Consider the following 14,654-nt stretch of genomic DNA (forward strand, 5'->3'; position numbering starts at 1 on the left):
GCGTGAAGTTCAGGCAGTGGGAATGGCCGACGCGAAGGCGTCGATGATGCGGCGGATCGGCTCGCGCTTGAGCTTGAGCGCGGCCTGGTTGACCACGAGGCGCGCGCTGATGTCCATGATGCGTTCGACCTCGACCAGGTGATTGGCCTTGAGCGTGTTGCCGGTCGAGACCAGGTCGACGATGGCGTCGGCCAGGCCGGTGAGCGGCGCGAGCTCCATGCTGCCGTAGAGCTTGATCAGGTCGACGTGCACGCCCTTGCTCGCGAAAAACTCGCGTGCAAGGCCCACATACTTGGTGGCGACCCTCAGGCGCGAGCCCTGCTTCACGGCCGAGGCGTAGTCGTAGTCGGCGCGCACCGCCACGCTGAGTCGGCAGGCCGCGATGCGCAGGTCCAGCGGCTGGTACATGCCCTGGTTGCCGTTTTCCAGCAGCACGTCCAGGCCGGTCACGCCAAGGTCGGCGCCGCCGTACTGCACGTAGGTGGGCACATCGGAGGCGCGCACCAGCACCACGCGCACGTCGGGCCGGGTGGTGGCCAGGATCAGCTTGCGCGATTTTTCGGGGTCTTCGGTGACCTCGATGCCGGCGGCGGCCAGCAGCGGCATCGTCTCTTCGAAGATGCGGCCCTTCGAGAGCGCGAGGGTGATCATGCGGCGGCTCCCGAGATGCGTTCGATGTCCGCGCCCAGGCCGCGCAGCTTGGCTTCCATGCGGTCGTAGCCGCGGTCCAGGTGGTAGATGCGGTCGACCAGCGTCTCGCCGTCGGCCACGAGGCCGGCGATCACCAGGCTGGCCGAGGCGCGCAGGTCGGTCGCCATCACTGTGGCGCCCGACAGCTGCTGCACGCCCTCGACCATCGCCACCTTGCCCTCGACGTGGATCGTGGCGCCCAGGCGCACCATCTCGTTCACGTGCATGAAGCGGTTCTCGAAGATGGTTTCGGTGACCATCGAGGCGCCGCGCGCGATCACGTTCAGGGCCATGAACTGGGCCTGCATGTCGGTCGGGAAACCGGGGTATTCGGTGGTGCTGAAGCTCTGCGCCTTGAGGTGCTCGCAGGCCGGGGCGCTGGAGCTGATGCGCACGCCGCCCTCCTGTGCCGCGACGGTGCAGCCGGCGTCGCGCAGCTTGTCGATCACCGCGTCCATGTGGTCGGCCCGCGCGTGGCGCAGGAACACGTCGCCGCCGGTGGCCGCAACGGCGCACAGGAAGGTGCCGGCCTCGATGCGGTCGGCCACCACGGCGTGCTCGCAGCCGTGCAGCTTCTCGACGCCCTGGATGCGGATGTGGCTGGTGCCGTGGCCTTCGATCTTCGCGCCCATGCGGATCAGCATTTCGGCCAGGTCGACGATCTCGGGCTCCTGCGCGGCGTTCTCGAGCAGCGTCTCGCCCTCGGCCAGCGCGGCGGCCATGAGGAAGTTCTCGGTGCCCGTGACGGTAACCATGTCGGTCAGGATGCGCGCGCCCTTCAGGCGGGTGCGCCCGGCCGGCAGGCTGGCGATCATGTAGCCGTGCTCGACCACGATCTCGGCGCCCATGGCCTGCAGGCCCTTGATGTGCTGGTCGACCGGCCGCGAGCCGATGGCGCAGCCGCCCGGCAGCGACACCTTGGCATGGCCGAAGCGCGCGAGCAGCGGGCCCAGCGCCAGCACGGAGGCACGCATGGTCTTCACCAGTTCGTAGGGTGCCTCGGGGTTGCTGAGGTCGCCCGCATCGAGCCGCACCGTGCCGTTGTCGTCGCGCTCGGCCGCAACGCCCATGTTGCGCACCAGCTTGAGCATGGTCGACACGTCCTGCAGGCGCGGCACGTTGTGCAGCGTCACGGGCTGGTCGGTCAGCAGTGCGGCGCACAGTTCCGGCAGGGCTGCGTTCTTGGCGCCGGAAATGAGTACCTCGCCGCGGAGCTGGCGCCCGCCGCGAATCAGAAGTTTGTCCATCGAATTTCCAGCGAATCAGGGCCCGGGGGCCGGAGAGTTATTTTTCCAACGCCGCCCATTCGGCCGGCGTGTAGGTCTTCATTGAGAGCGCATGCACCTCGTCGGTATGCATTTTCGCACCCAGGGTCGCGTAGACCCGCTGATGGCGCTGAATCGCGCGCTTGCCCTCGAATTCGGCCGAGACGATGGTGGCATACCAATGCCGGCCGTCGCCTTCGAGCGTGATGTGCTCGCAGGGAAGGTGGGACTGGATCAGGGCCTGGAGTTGTTCGGCGGTCATGGGAATTGGAAAGGGCTTTTCAGCCTCTGATTTTGTAGCCGATGCGCAGCAGGTGGACGGCGATGGCGCTCACCACCAGCCAGGCGGCGCCGACGATGCCCAGGCTGAGCCAGGGCGAGGCGTCGCTCACGCCGAAGAAGCCGTAGCGGAAGCCGTCGATCATGTAGAAGAACGGGTTCAGGTGGCTCACGCCCTGCCAGAACGGCGGCAGCGAACCGATCGAATAGAAAACGCCCGACAGAAAGGTCATGGGCATGATCAGGAAGTTCTGGAACACCGCCATCTGGTCGAACTTCTCGGCCCAGAGCCCGGCAATGAGCCCCAGGGTGCCGAGCATGGCGGAGCCCAGCAGCGCAAACACGAGAATCCAGAGCGGCGCAACGAAGCTCGGCATCGCGAAGAACATGGTGACCAGGAACACGCCGAGCCCCACGGCCAGCCCGCGGATCACCGACGAGCCCACGTAGGCGAAGAACCAGCCCCAGTGCGACAGCGGCGTGAGCAGCACGAACACCAGGTTGCCCATGATCTTGCTCTGGATGATCGACGACGAGCTGTTGGCGAAGGCGTTCTGCAGCACGCTCATCATCACGAGGCCCGGCACCAGGAAGGCGGTGTAGCCGACCGAGCCGTAGACCTTCACGTGGTCTTCGAGCACGTGGCCGAACACCATCAGGTAGAGCAGCGCGGTGAGCACCGGCGCGCCGACGGTCTGGAAGCCAACCTTCCAGAAGCGCAGCGTTTCCTTGTAAAGCAGCGCACGCCACCCCGTGACGGCCATCATAGGGCCCCCTTGCTCGGCACTGCGTGTCCTCGCGTCCCCCCGAGGGGGAGCTTCGCTTGCTTGTGTCGGCCCGGCGCAGCGCTCATCTCGCCACCTCCAGCGGCGTCTGCTCGCCTGCCATCAGGTCGATGAACACGTCTTCCAGGTCGGCCTTGCGCATTTCCACGTCTTCCACCGCGACGCCGGCTTCGCGGATCGCGGCCAGCAGTTGTTCGACTTCATGGGCGTTCTGCGCCGGCAGCTGCACGATGCGCCCTGTGATGCGCGCATGCTGCGCGATGGCCCAGGGCAGCATGGCGTCGGTCTTGAAGCGCAGCACGTTGCTGGCGGCCGACTTCAGGAGCTCGCTGGTGCGGTCCAGGGCGATCACCTTGCCGAGCTTGAGCATCGCGATGCGGCTGCACAGCGCCTCGGCCTCTTCGAGGTAGTGGGTGGTGAGCAGCACGGTGCTGCCCTCCTTGTTGAGCCTGGCGACGAACTGCCAGAGCGTCTGGCGCAACTCGACGTCGACCCCGGCGGTGGGCTCGTCCAGCACGATGACCGGCGGCTTGTGCACCAGCGCCTGCGCCACCAGCACCCGGCGCTTCATGCCGCCCGAGAGCTGGCGCATGTTGGCCGTGGCCTTGTCGGCCAGGCCCAGGCTTTGCAGCAGCTCGTCGATCCAGGCCTCGTTGTTCTTGATGCCGAAGTAGCCCGACTGGATGCGCAGCGATTCGCGCACGTTGAAGAACGGGTCGAACACCAGCTCCTGAGGCACGATGCCGAGCTGGCGCCGGGCCTCGGCATAGTCGCGCTGCACGTCGAAGCCATGGACGCTGATGGCGCCGGCCGTGGGGCGGGACAGGCCGGCCAGCATGCTGATGAGCGTGGTCTTGCCCGCGCCGTTGGGCCCGAGCAGGCCGAAGAACTCGCCCGGCTCGATCTGGAAGCTGACCTCGTCGACGGCGCGCAGCCCCTGCTTGCCTTGGGCCCGCTGCTGTCTGGAGGGAGGGTAGGTCTTGGAGACCGATTGGAATGAGATCGCGGGCATGGGAGCCGGCGATTTTACGGGCCCGCCCCGCAGGCCGCTTGGCGGCGGCCGGATGCCCTGACGCGGCCGCTGCCGGGCCGCCGGCGGTCAGGGCGCCGCCGGCAGCAGCCCCGCAATGCCGTAGAGCGCTGCCAGTTCGCGTAGCCGCGGCGAAAGCCCCTTGACCGCGAAGCCCCGGCCGAGCGCGCTCGATTCGCGGCGGCACTCCAGGAGCACCGCCAAGGCCGAGGAATCGAAATGCGCGAGCGCGCTGGCGTCCACCACCGTGGATGTGTCGGCCTGCCCCGCCAGCCCCTGCTGCAGCATGCGCATGCAGGCCGGGGCTTCGTCGTGGGTGAGCTTGGAGGGCAGGACCAGCATGGCCTCAGCTCTTGCCGTTGTTGCCCTTGTTGCGCGCCGCCAGCGCCGCAATCAGGCCGTCGATGCCGCGCGCGTTGATTTCCTGCGCGAACTGGGTGCGGTAGGTGTCGACCAGCCAGACGCCCAGCACATTGAGGTTGTAGACCTTCCAGCCGCCGCCCTGGCCGGGCGTTTTCTCGAGCCGGTAGTCGAGCTGCACCGGATCGCCGCGGCCCTTGACCTCGGTACGCACCAGCACGTCGGTGTCTTCAGGCGAGCCGCGGAACGGGCGCACCGTGACCGTCTGGTCGCTCACCTGGTCGAGCGCGCCGGCATAGGTGCGCACCAGCAGGGTCTTGAATTCTTCCTGCAGCTTCTTCTGCTGCTCGGGCGTGGCCTGGCGCCATGCCGGGCCGACGGCGGAAGCCGTCATGCGCTGGAAGTTGACGTTGGGCATGATCTTGCTGTCGACCAGCACCATGATCTTGTTGATGTCGCCAGCCTTGATGGAGGTGTCGGCCTTGATGGTCTCGAGCACATCGGTCGACAGGCGCTTGACGAGCGCATCGGGCGCCTCGTCGGCGGCATGGGCCGGGCGCACGAAAGCCGTCGCGGCACCGAAAAGCAAGGCACTGGCCAGCACCAGGCGGCCGAAGCCGCGTCGTTGCAAGATCTTGTTGTTCATGGCAATTCCCTCAAGTTGAAAATCCAGAAGGCGCAATGGAAGCTGCGCCTGCCGGAAAGAACGTGTTCGACAGGCCCCCGGCCGACCGGGTTCCTGAAGCGCAGGTGAAGCCTTGAAACCGGATGCAAGCAGGAAAACCGCCCGTCCGTCCGCGAAAAGCCTCTATCCGCACCTTTTTGTGCTTTATTTCCCGCCCTCGTCGTCAGGGGGGTTGCCGTCGTAGACGTCGTTGCGGCGGTGCTGCAGGAAGGCGTCGCGCGTGAAGGTGTACTTGTCGAGTGCCGCATCGTCGAGCAGGCGGCCGGCGCGCAGGTACTTCGCCCGCGTATCGACGGCTTCCACGAACGACAGCGAATTGCGCCAGGCCACGTCGTTCATGTTGCCGAGCACGCTGCCGGCACGGTCGACCGGCAAGGCGGCCGTGTCGCGCAGGGTCGACGGGCCGAACACCGGCAGCACCACGTACGGACCGGCGCCCACGCCCCAGCGGCCGAGCGTCTGGCCGAAGTCTTCCTCGTGGCGGTCGATGCCCGCCTCGGTGGCAATGTCCAGCAAGCCGCCCAGGCCGAAGAAGGTGTTGACGTTGACCCGCATGAAGGTCTCGGCGCTGTTCTGCAGCTTGAGCTGGGCCACGCTGTTGACGAAGCTCCAGACATCGCCCAGGTTGCCGAAGAAATTGCCCACCCCGGTGCGCACCATCGAGGGCAGCACACGCTGGTAGGCGGTGGCCACGGGCACGAGCACGGCCTCGTCGACCGTGTCGTTGAAGCGCGTGACGCCCCGGTTGAACGGCTCGAAAGGGTCGGCCGGATTGGCGTGGGGCCCGCTCGCGCAGCCTGCAATGAGCGCAAGGGCGACGGCAACACTGGCCCAGCGGGCATGGTTTGCTATCTTACTGATAGCAAAAGACGGGGAAAGGGCTGTTTTCATTTCTTGTTGGCTGTTCCCGGCGTCGAAGTATTTCCTTCGGCCGCCTTGCTGTAGAGGAACTGGCTGATCAGGTTTTCCAGCACCACGGCCGATTGGGTCGAGGTGACGGTGTCGCCGGCTTGCAGGTTCTTCTCCTCGGCGCCCGCCTCGATCCCGATGTACTGCTCGCCGAGCAGGCCACTGGTCAGGATCTTGAGCGAACTGTCCTTGGGAAAACTGTAACGGTTTTGCAATGCCAGTGTGACGCTGGCCTGAAAAGACTTGTCGTCGAACGAGATGGACTCCACGCGGCCGACCACCACGCCCGCGCTCTTGACCGCCGTTTGCGGCTTGAGCCCGCCGATGTTGTCGAAACGCGCGGTGACGTTGTAGGTCTTCTGGAAATTCAGGCTCAGCAGGTTGGCCGACTGCAGCGCGAGGAACAGCAGCGCCGCGCCGCCGATCAGCACGAACAGGCCGACCCAGATGTCGTTGTTGGAACGTTGCATGGTTTGCACTCTCTAGAACGATTGGAGCCGGGGCTCCTTCAAATACTGAACATCATGGCGGTGAGCAGGAAGTCGAGCCCGAGCACCGAAAGCGACGCCATCACCACGGTGCGCGTGGTCGCGCGCGACACGCCTTCGGGCGTGGGCTGGGCCTCGTAGCCCTGCAGCAGTGCGATGAAGGTCACGGTGAAGCCGAACACGATGCTCTTGATCACGCCGTTGCCCACGTCGCGCCAGACGTCGACGCCGCCCTGCATCTGGCCCCAGAACGCGCCCGGGTCCACACCCAGCATCAGCACGCCCACCACATAGCCGCCCATGATGCCGACCGCGCTGAACACGGCCGCCAGCAGCGGCATCGTGATCACGCCGGCCCAGAAGCGCGGCGCAAGAATGCGCTGCACCGGGTCGACCGCCATCATCTCCATGGCGCTGAGCTGCTCGCCGGCCTTCATGAGGCCGATCTCCGCGGTGAGCGAAGTACCGGCGCGCCCCGTGAACAGCAGGGCCGCCACCACCGGCCCGAGCTCGCGCACCAGGCTCAGCGCCACCAGCAGGCCGAGCGCCTCGGAAGAACCGTAGCGCTGCAGCGCGTAGTACATCTGCAGGCCCAGCACGAAGCCGACGAAAAGCCCCGACACCGCAATGATGGCCAGCGAATAGTTGCCGAGAAAATGGATCTGGTCGCGCACCAGGCCGAAGCGCTGCAAGCTTCGTGCCCCCTGCACCAGCAGGCGCAGGAACAGCTTGGCGCCGTAGCCCAGGTCGGCCAGCTTGCTGCGAACCGCAAAGCCGATGTCGGCGGGCTTCCACCAGCTCATGCCTGCCCCCTCGCTCGGCACTTCGTGTCCTCGCTGCCCCCCGAGGGGGCCTTCGCTTGCTCGGGGCGGCCCAGCGCTGCGCTCATGCCCGTCCCCCTTCATTGCCGAAATCTTCCTCGATGCCGGCCACGGGATAGTGAAAATGCACCGGCCCGTCGGGCAGTGCATTGACGAACTGGTGCACCAGGGGATCGGCGCTCCCCCGCACTTCTTCAGGCGTGCCTTGCGCGGCGATGCCGCCGTTGGCCAGGATGATCACGTGGTCGGCAATGCGGAAGGTTTCCTCGAGGTCATGCGACACGACGATGCTGGTCAGCCCCAGCGTGTCGTTGAGCTGGCGGATCAGCCGCGCGGCCGTGCCGAGGGAAATCGGGTCGAGGCCGGCAAAGGGTTCGTCGTACATCACGAGGTCGGGGTCGAGCGCAATGGCGCGCGCAAGAGCCACGCGCCGCGCCATGCCGCCGGACACTTCGCTCGGCATCAGGTCGCGCGCACCGCGCAGGCCGACTGCGTCGAGCTTCATGAGCACGATGTCGCGCACCAGCGCTTCCGAGAGCTGCGTGTGCTCGCGCAGCGGAAACGCGACGTTGTCGAACACGCTCATGTCGGTGAACAGCGCACCGAACTGGAACAGCATGCCCATGCGCCGCCGCGCCTTGTACAGCCCGGCGGCATCGAGCTTGCCGACGTCCTGGCCGTCGAAAAGCACCTCGCCGCGCTGCGCCCGCTGCTGGCCGCCGATGAGCCGCAGCACGGTGGTCTTGCCGCCGCCCGAGGCGCCCATCAGCGCCGTCACCTTGCCGCGCGGCACGGCAAACGACACACCGCCGAGGATCGCGCGCGCACCATAGCCGAACGCAACGTCGCGGAACTCTACAAAGGGGTGTGGCAGGGGTGCGGCTGATTCCATCTCAATAAAAAAGCCGGGCACCTTCTCAGGCATCCCGGCATGCGGTTTCCGCGAATGATAGCGGGGCCGTGGCCGGCCCCGCAAAACTGAAACAAAAATCAGCGCGGCAAGTCGCTGAATCCCATCAGGAATTCATCCACCGAGCGCGCAGCCTGGCGCCCTTCGCGAATGGCCCAGACCACCAGCGACTGGCCGCGGCGGATGTCGCCCGCCGCAAACACCTTCGGCACGTTGGTGGCATAGCCGCCGATGAAATCGACCGTCGCCTTGGCATTGCCGCGTGCGTCCTTTTCGACACCGAAGGCGTCCAGCACGGTGGCCACGGGGCTCACGAAGCCCATCGCCAGCAGCACGAGGTCGGCCTTGAGGATCTGCTCGCTGCCGGCCACTTCCTGCATGCGGCCGTCTTTCCACTCGACGCGCACGGTCTTCAGGCCCGTGACCTTGCCTTTTTCGCCGATGAATTCCTTGGTGGAGATGGCGAACTCGCGCTCGCAGCCCTCTTCATGGCTGGAGCTGGTGCGCAGCTTGATCGGCCAGTAGGGCCAGGTCAGCGGGCGGTTTTCTTCCTCGGGCGGCTGCGGCATCAGTTCGAACTGCGTGACGCTGGCCGCGCCATGGCGGTTGCTGGTGCCCACGCAGTCGGAGCCGGTGTCGCCGCCGCCGATCACGATCACGTGCTTGCCGTCGGCGCGCAGCTGGCCCTTGACCTTGTCGCCCGCGTTGACGCGGTTCTGCTGCGGCAGGAACTCCATCGCAAAATGAATGCCGTCGAGGTCGCGGCCCGGCACCGGCAGGTCGCGCGACTGCTCGGCGCCGCCCGTGAGCACCACGGCGTCGAAGTCTTTCTGCAGCTGCTCGGGCGTGACGGTTTCCTTGGCCAGATTGGTGACCTTGGAGCCCTTGCCGAGCGGATCCTTCGCGGCGCCGACCATCACGCCGGTGCGGAAGCTCACGCCCTCGGCCTTCATCTGCTCGACGCGGCGGTCGATGTGGGTCTTCTCCATCTTGAAGTCGGGGATGCCGTAGCGCAGCAGGCCGCCGATGCGGTCGTTCTTCTCGAACAGCGTCACATCGTGGCCGGCGCGCGCGAGCTGCTGCGCCGCCGCCATGCCGGCCGGGCCCGAACCCACCACGGCCACCTTCTTGCCGGTCTTGTGCTTGGCGACGCGCGGCGCCACCCAGCCTTCGTCCCAGGCGCGGTCGATGATCGCGTGCTCCAGCGACTTGATGCCGACCGGGTCGTCGTTCACGTTGAGCACGCAGGCCGCCTCGCAGGGCGCGGGGCAGATGCGGCCGGTGAATTCCGGGAAGTTGTTGGTCGAGTCGAGCACCGCGAAGGCGTTCTGCCAGTCGTTGCGGTACACGAGGTCGTTGAAGTCCGGAATGATGTTGTTGACCGGGCAGCCGCTGTTGCAGAACGGCGTGCCGCAGTCCATGCAGCGCGCGCCCTGGACCTTGGCTTGCTCGGCATCCAGGCCGACGACGAATTCCTTGTAGTGCTTGACGCGCTCGGAGGCAGGCTTGTAGCCCTCTTCGATGCGCTCATGCTCCATGAAGCCGGTGATCTTTCCCATCGTGCTTTCCTCTGTTCTTCGTTTTCGTTGCCGCTCAGGCCGCAGCCGGGGTGGCCTGCGGCGCGGCAGCCAGCGCGTGCGGCTCCAGGCCCATGTGCGCGTTGTTGCCACTGCTCGTGAGTTCGACCTTGCGGTCGTGCAGCTCGGCCAGCGCGCGCTTGTACTCGTTCGGGAACACCTTGACGAACTTGGTGCGCGACACGGCCCAGTTGTCGAGCAGTTCGCGCGCGCGCTTGCTGCCGGTCCAGCGGTGGTGCTCCTCGAGCAGCTTCTTGAGCTGGGCCTCGTCGGTCTCGCCGCCGTGCCAGACCTTGCGGTGCATGCTCGCGGTCTGCTCGGCCGAGGTCAGCACCTTGTCGAGCGACACCATCGAAAGGTTGCAGCGCGTGGCGAACTGGCCGTCCTCGTCGTAGACGAAGGCCACGCCGCCGCTCATGCCGGCCGCGAAGTTGCGGCCCGTCTTGCCGAGCACCGCGACCGTGCCGCCCGTCATGTATTCGCAGCCATGGTCGCCCGTGCCTTCGACCACGGCCGTGGCACCCGAGAGGCGCACGGCAAAGCGCTCGCCGGCCACGCCGCAGAGGTAGGCTTCGCCGGTGGTCGCGCCGTAGAGCGCGGTGTTGCCCACGATGGTGTTGCGCACCGCTTCGCCGCGGAAGTCGAGGCTCGGGCGCACCACCACGCGGCCGCCCGACAGGCCCTTGCCGGTGTAGTCGTTGGCATCGCCGATCAGGTAGAGCGTGATGCCGCGCGCCAGGAACGCGCCGAACGACTGGCCGCCCGTGCCTTCGAGCTGGATGCGGATCGAGTCGTCGGGCAGGCCCTGCGGATGCGCCTTGGTCAGCGCACCCGACAGCATGGCGCCCACCGAGCGGTTGACGTTGCGCGCCACCTCGATGAACTGCACCTTCTCGCCGCGCTCGATGGCCGGGCGCGACTTCTCGATGAGCTTGACGTCGAGCGCACGCTCCAGGCCGTGGTCCTGGTTCTCGACGTGGAAGCGCGGCACCTCGGCCGGCACGATCGGCAGCGCGAACAGGCGGCTGAAGTCCAGGCCCGAAGCCTTCCAGTGCTCGATGCCCTTGCGCATGTCGAGCAGGTCGGCGCGGCCGATCAGGTCGTCGAACTTGCGGATGCCCAGCTGGGCCATGATCTGGCGCACTTCCTCGGCCACGAAGAAGAAGTAGTTGACGACGTGCTCGGGCTTGCCCGAGAACTTCTTGCGCAGCACCGGGTCTTGCGTGGCCACGCCCACCGGGCAGGTGTTCAGGTGGCACTTGCGCATCATGATGCAGCCCTCGACCACCAGCGGGGCCGTGGCAAAGCCGAACTCGTCGGCACCCAGCAGCGCGCCGATGGCGACGTCGCGGCCGGTCTTCATCTGGCCGTCGGCCTGCACGCGGATGCGGCTGCGCAGGCGGTTGAGCACCAGCGTCTGCTGGGTTTCTGCCAGGCCAATTTCCCACGGGCTGCCCGCGTGCTTGATCGACGACCAGGGCGATGCGCCCGTGCCGCCGTCATGGCCCGCGATCACCACGTGGTCGCTCTTGCACTTGGCCACGCCGGCCGCGATGGTGCCCACGCCGATCTCGCTCACCAGCTTGACGCTGATGCTCGCGTGCGGCGCGGCGTTCTTCAGGTCGTGGATCAGCTGCGCGAGGTCTTCGATCGAGTAGATGTCGTGGTGCGGCGGCGGCGAGATCAGGCCCACGCCCGGCACCGCGTAGCGCTGCTTGCCGATGTACTCGGTGACCTTGCCGCCCGGCAGCTGGCCGCCTTCGCCCGGCTTGGCGCCCTGCGCCATCTTGATCTGGATCTGGTCAGCCGAATGCAGGTACTCGGCCGTGACGCCGAAGCGCCCCGACGCCACCTGCTTGATGCGCGAACGCAGCGAGTCGCCGTCCTTCAGGGGCAGGTCGACCTCGACGTTGGCCGCGCCGATCACGCTCTTGAGCGTGTCGCCCTGCTTGATCGGGATGCCCTTGAGCTCGTTGCGGTAGCGCGCCGGGTCTTCGCCGCCCTCGCCCGTGTTGCTCTTGCCGCCGATGCGGTTCATGGCAATGGCGAGCGTGGAGTGCGCCTCGGTGCTGATCGAGCCGAGCGACATCGCGCCCGTGGCAAAGCGCTTGACGATCTCGCTGGCGGGCTCGACCTCGTCCACCGGAATAGCCTTGGCCGGATCCAGCTTGAATTCGAACAGGCCGCGCAGCGTGAGATGGCGGCGGTTCTGGTCGTTGATGAGCTGCGCGTATTCCTTGTAGGTGTTCCAGTTGTTGGCGCGCGTGCTGTGCTGCAGCTTGGCGATGGCGTCGGGCGTCCACATGTGCTCTTCGCCGCGCGTGCGCCAGGCGTATTCGCCGCCGGCGTCGAGCATGTTGGAGAGCACCGGGTCGTCGCCGAACGCGGCCTTGTGCATGCGGATGGCTTCCTCGGCGATCTCGAACACGCCGATGCCCTCGACGCGGCTCGCGGTGCCGGTGAAGTATTTGTTGACCGTCTCGGTGTTGAGGCCGATGGCTTCGAAGAGCTGCGCGCCGCAGTAGCTCATGTAGGTGCTGACACCCATCTTCGACATGATCTTGGACAGGCCCTTGCCGATCGCCTTGACGTAGTTGTAGACCGCCTTCTCCGCGCTCATGTCGCCCGGCAGGTCGGCGTGCATGGCGGCCAGCGTTTCCATCGCGAGGTAGGGGTGCACGGCTTCGGCGCCGTAGCCTGCCAGCACGCCGAAGTGATGCACTTCGCGCGCCGAACCGGTTTCCACCACCAGGCCGGCGGTGGTGCGCAGGCCTTCACGGACCAGGTACTGGTGGACGGCGGACAGCGCCAGCACGGCGGGAATCGCCACCTGCGTCGGGCTCACGCCGCGGTCGCTCACGATCAGGATGTTGTGGCCGCCCTTGATGGCATCCACCGCTTCGGCGCACAGCGACGCGAGCTTGGCTTCGACGCCCTCGTAGCCCCAGGCGAGCGGGTAGGTGATGTCGAGCACGTAGCTCTTGAACTTGCCCTGCGTGTAGGTGCCGATGTCGCGCAGCTTGGCCATGTCGGCGAAGTCGAGGATCGGCTGGCTCACCTCGAGCCGCATCGGCGGGTTGACCTGGTTGATGTCCAGCAGGTTGGGCTTGGGGCCGATGAAGGACACCAGCGACATCACGATGGCCTCGCGGATCGGGTCGATCGGCGGGTTGGTCACTTGCGCGAACAGCTGCTTGAAGTAGTTGTAGAGCGGCTTGTTCTTGCTGGAGAGCACGGCCAGCGGGCTGTCGTTGCCCATGGAGCCGATGCCTTCTTCACCGGCCTGCGCCATCGGGCTCATCAGGAACTTGATGTCTTCCTGGGTGTAGCCGAAGGCCTGCTGGCGGTCGAGCAGCGCGACCTGCGAGAGCGGCGCGGGCACCGGCTCGGCCTCGACGCTGTCCAGCTTGATGCGCAGGTTCTCGATCCACTGCTTGTAGGGCTTGCTGTTGGCGAGGGTGGCCTTGACCTCCTCGTCGTCGATCATGCGGCCCTGCTCCAGGTCGATCAGGAACATCTTGCCGGGCTGCAGGCGCCACTTGCGCACGATCTTCTGCTCGGGCACGGGCAGCACGCCCGACTCCGAGGCCATGATGACCAGGTCGTCGTCGGTCACGCAGTAGCGGGAAGGCCGCAGGCCGTTGCGGTCGAGCGTGGCGCCGATCTGGCGGCCGTCGGTGAACACGATGGAGGCCGGGCCGTCCCACGGCTCCAGCATCGCGGCGTGGTATTCGTAGAACGCGCGGCGGCGCGGGTCCATGGTGGCGTGCTGTTCCCAGGGCTCGGGAATCATCATCATCACGGCCTGGCTGATGGGGTAGCCGGCCATCGTCAGCAGCTCGAGGCAGTTGTCGAAGGTGGCGGTGTCGGACTGGCCGGCAAAGCTGATGGGGTAGAGCTTCTGCAGGTCGGCGCCCAGCACGGGCGAGGACATGACGCCTTCGCGCGCCTTCATCCAGTTGTAGTTGCCCTTGACCGTGTTGATTTCGCCGTTGTGGGCGACGTAGCGGTACGGGTGGGCCAGCGGCCACTCGGGGAAGGTGTTGGTCGAGAAGCGCTGGTGCACCAGGCCCAGGGCCGAGACGCAGCGCTTGTCCTGCAGGTCCAGGTAGTAGGTGCCGACCTGGTCGGCGAGCAGCAGGCCCTTGTAGACCACGGTGCGGCTCGACATGCTGGGAACGTAGTATTCCTTGCTGTGCTTGAGCTTCAGGCGCTGGATGTTGGCGCTGGCGGTCTTGCGGATCACGTAGAGCTTGCGTTCCAGCGCGTCCTGCACGATCACGTCGTTGCCGCGGCCGATGAACACCTGGCGCAGCAGCGGTTCCTTGGCGCGCACGGTGGGCGACATCGGCATGTCGCGGTTCACCGGCACGTCGCGCCAGCCCAGCAGCACCTGGCCTTCGGCCTTGATGGCGCGTTCCATTTCCTGCTCGCAGGCTTCGCGCGAGGCATGTTCCTTGGGCAGGAAGATCATGCCGACGCCGTATTCGCCCGGCGGGGGCAGCGCCACGCCCTGCTTGGCCATTTCTTCGCGGTAGAGGCGGTCGGGCAGCTGGATCAGGATGCCGGCGCCATCGCCCATCAGCTTGTCAGCGCCCACTGCGCCGCGATGGTCGAGGTTCTCGAGGATCTTCAGGCCCTGCAGCACGATGGCATGGCTCTTTTCGCCCTTGATGTGCGCGACGAAGCCGACGCCGCAGGCATCGTGCTCGTCGGCACCGGAATACAGACCGTGTTGTTGGAGATGTTCGATCTCGGCAGCCGTCGTCATGGCGCACTCCTTCAGTTTTTCGCAGGGAAGAGAAGGATATTGCGATGCACAAAGAATGCCAAACATTTTAAATGGGGTCAGATT

13 protein-coding genes are annotated in these 14,654 nt (G+C 66.5%); all 13 read right to left on the reverse strand.

From position 1 onward, the window contains the following. Positions 1 to 9: 9 nt before the first annotated feature. The 13 genes from hisG to AC1DMS_RS06410 all read right to left on the reverse strand — a co-directional run bounded on the left by hisG (position 10) and on the right by AC1DMS_RS06410 (position 14,570). Positions 10 to 651, reverse strand: coding sequence for an ATP phosphoribosyltransferase (gene hisG / locus AC1DMS_RS06350; protein ID WP_012746313.1), 642 nt, complete (start codon positions 649 to 651; stop codon positions 10 to 12). Then, positions 648 to 1,937 carry a UDP-N-acetylglucosamine 1-carboxyvinyltransferase gene (gene murA / locus AC1DMS_RS06355; RefSeq protein ID WP_062363038.1) on the reverse strand — a complete coding sequence of 430 codons (1,290 nt, stop codon included), beginning with the start codon at positions 1,935 to 1,937 and terminating at the stop codon, positions 648 to 650. Before murA ends, hisG begins: the two co-directional genes overlap by 4 nt. A 37-nt stretch (positions 1,938 to 1,974) precedes the next feature. Further along, entirely contained in the window at positions 1,975 to 2,217 is a 243-nt protein-coding gene (locus AC1DMS_RS06360) for a BolA family protein (protein WP_012746311.1), read from the reverse strand. 19 nt (positions 2,218 to 2,236) lie between these two features. Continuing rightward, positions 2,237 to 3,001 (reverse strand): ABC transporter permease, encoded by a 765-nt coding sequence (locus AC1DMS_RS06365; RefSeq protein WP_012746310.1) that lies wholly within the window; start codon positions 2,999 to 3,001, stop codon positions 2,237 to 2,239. Positions 3,002 to 3,083: 82 nt separating this feature from the next. Next, complete coding sequence (locus tag AC1DMS_RS06370; protein ID WP_012746309.1) at positions 3,084 to 4,031, reverse strand: ABC transporter ATP-binding protein; 948 nt, start codon at positions 4,029 to 4,031, stop codon at positions 3,084 to 3,086. A gap of 87 nt (positions 4,032 to 4,118) precedes the next feature. Next, entirely contained in the window at positions 4,119 to 4,391 is a 273-nt protein-coding gene (locus AC1DMS_RS06375) for an STAS domain-containing protein (protein WP_012746308.1), read from the reverse strand. Between the two features lie 4 nt (positions 4,392 to 4,395). Then, positions 4,396 to 5,055, reverse strand: coding sequence for an MlaC/ttg2D family ABC transporter substrate-binding protein (locus AC1DMS_RS06380; protein WP_012746307.1), 660 nt, complete (start codon positions 5,053 to 5,055; stop codon positions 4,396 to 4,398). Between the two features lie 183 nt (positions 5,056 to 5,238). After that, the gene (locus tag AC1DMS_RS06385) at positions 5,239 to 5,985 is read right to left on the reverse strand and encodes an MlaA family lipoprotein (RefSeq protein ID WP_062363040.1); all 747 of its coding nucleotides are present in this window, start codon (positions 5,983 to 5,985) and stop codon (positions 5,239 to 5,241) included. Beyond that, positions 5,982 to 6,473, reverse strand: a complete 492-nt coding sequence (gene mlaD, locus AC1DMS_RS06390) for an outer membrane lipid asymmetry maintenance protein MlaD (RefSeq protein WP_012746305.1) — start codon at positions 6,471 to 6,473, stop codon at positions 5,982 to 5,984. The genes AC1DMS_RS06385 and mlaD overlap by 4 nt, the downstream gene beginning before the upstream one ends. A 38-nt stretch (positions 6,474 to 6,511) precedes the next feature. Further along, positions 6,512 to 7,294, reverse strand: coding sequence for a lipid asymmetry maintenance ABC transporter permease subunit MlaE (mlaE, locus tag AC1DMS_RS06395; protein ID WP_018906525.1), 783 nt, complete (start codon positions 7,292 to 7,294; stop codon positions 6,512 to 6,514). Between the two features lie 82 nt (positions 7,295 to 7,376). After that, on the reverse strand, positions 7,377 to 8,237 hold the full coding sequence (locus AC1DMS_RS06400; RefSeq protein WP_012746303.1) for an ABC transporter ATP-binding protein: 861 nt from the start codon (positions 8,235 to 8,237) through the stop codon (positions 7,377 to 7,379). A 65-nt stretch (positions 8,238 to 8,302) separates the two neighbouring features. Next, positions 8,303 to 9,781, reverse strand: coding sequence for a glutamate synthase subunit beta (locus AC1DMS_RS06405; protein WP_062363044.1), 1,479 nt, complete (start codon positions 9,779 to 9,781; stop codon positions 8,303 to 8,305). 34 nt (positions 9,782 to 9,815) lie between these two features. After that, positions 9,816 to 14,570 (reverse strand): glutamate synthase-related protein, encoded by a 4,755-nt coding sequence (locus tag AC1DMS_RS06410; RefSeq protein ID WP_062363047.1) that lies wholly within the window; start codon positions 14,568 to 14,570, stop codon positions 9,816 to 9,818. Positions 14,571 to 14,654: the final 84 nt, after the last annotated feature.

The organism is Variovorax sp. 05T418, from assembly GCF_056396385.1.

Bases quoted from the DNA above. Each gene is read 5' to 3' on its own strand.
- hisG (WP_012746313.1), bottom strand. From the start codon at position 651: ATGATCACCCTCGCGCTCTCGAAGGGCCGCATCTTCGAAGAGACGATG.
- murA (WP_062363038.1), bottom strand. From the start codon at position 1,937: ATGGACAAACTTCTGATTCGCGGCGGGCGCCAGCTCCGCGGCGAGGTA.
- AC1DMS_RS06360 (WP_012746311.1), bottom strand. From the start codon at position 2,217: ATGACCGCCGAACAACTCCAGGCCCTGATCCAGTCCCACCTTCCCTGC.
- AC1DMS_RS06365 (WP_012746310.1), bottom strand. From the start codon at position 3,001: ATGATGGCCGTCACGGGGTGGCGTGCGCTGCTTTACAAGGAAACGCTG.
- AC1DMS_RS06370 (WP_012746309.1), bottom strand. From the start codon at position 4,031: ATGCCCGCGATCTCATTCCAATCGGTCTCCAAGACCTACCCTCCCTCC.
- AC1DMS_RS06375 (WP_012746308.1), bottom strand. From the start codon at position 4,391: ATGCTGGTCCTGCCCTCCAAGCTCACCCACGACGAAGCCCCGGCCTGC.
- AC1DMS_RS06380 (WP_012746307.1), bottom strand. From the start codon at position 5,055: ATGAACAACAAGATCTTGCAACGACGCGGCTTCGGCCGCCTGGTGCTG.
- AC1DMS_RS06385 (WP_062363040.1), bottom strand. From the start codon at position 5,985: ATGAAAACAGCCCTTTCCCCGTCTTTTGCTATCAGTAAGATAGCAAAC.
- mlaD (WP_012746305.1), bottom strand. From the start codon at position 6,473: ATGCAACGTTCCAACAACGACATCTGGGTCGGCCTGTTCGTGCTGATC.
- mlaE (WP_018906525.1), bottom strand. From the start codon at position 7,294: ATGAGCTGGTGGAAGCCCGCCGACATCGGCTTTGCGGTTCGCAGCAAG.
- AC1DMS_RS06400 (WP_012746303.1), bottom strand. From the start codon at position 8,237: ATGCCTGAGAAGGTGCCCGGCTTTTTTATTGAGATGGAATCAGCCGCA.
- AC1DMS_RS06405 (WP_062363044.1), bottom strand. From the start codon at position 9,781: ATGGGAAAGATCACCGGCTTCATGGAGCATGAGCGCATCGAAGAGGGC.
- AC1DMS_RS06410 (WP_062363047.1), bottom strand. From the start codon at position 14,570: ATGACGACGGCTGCCGAGATCGAACATCTCCAACAACACGGTCTGTAT.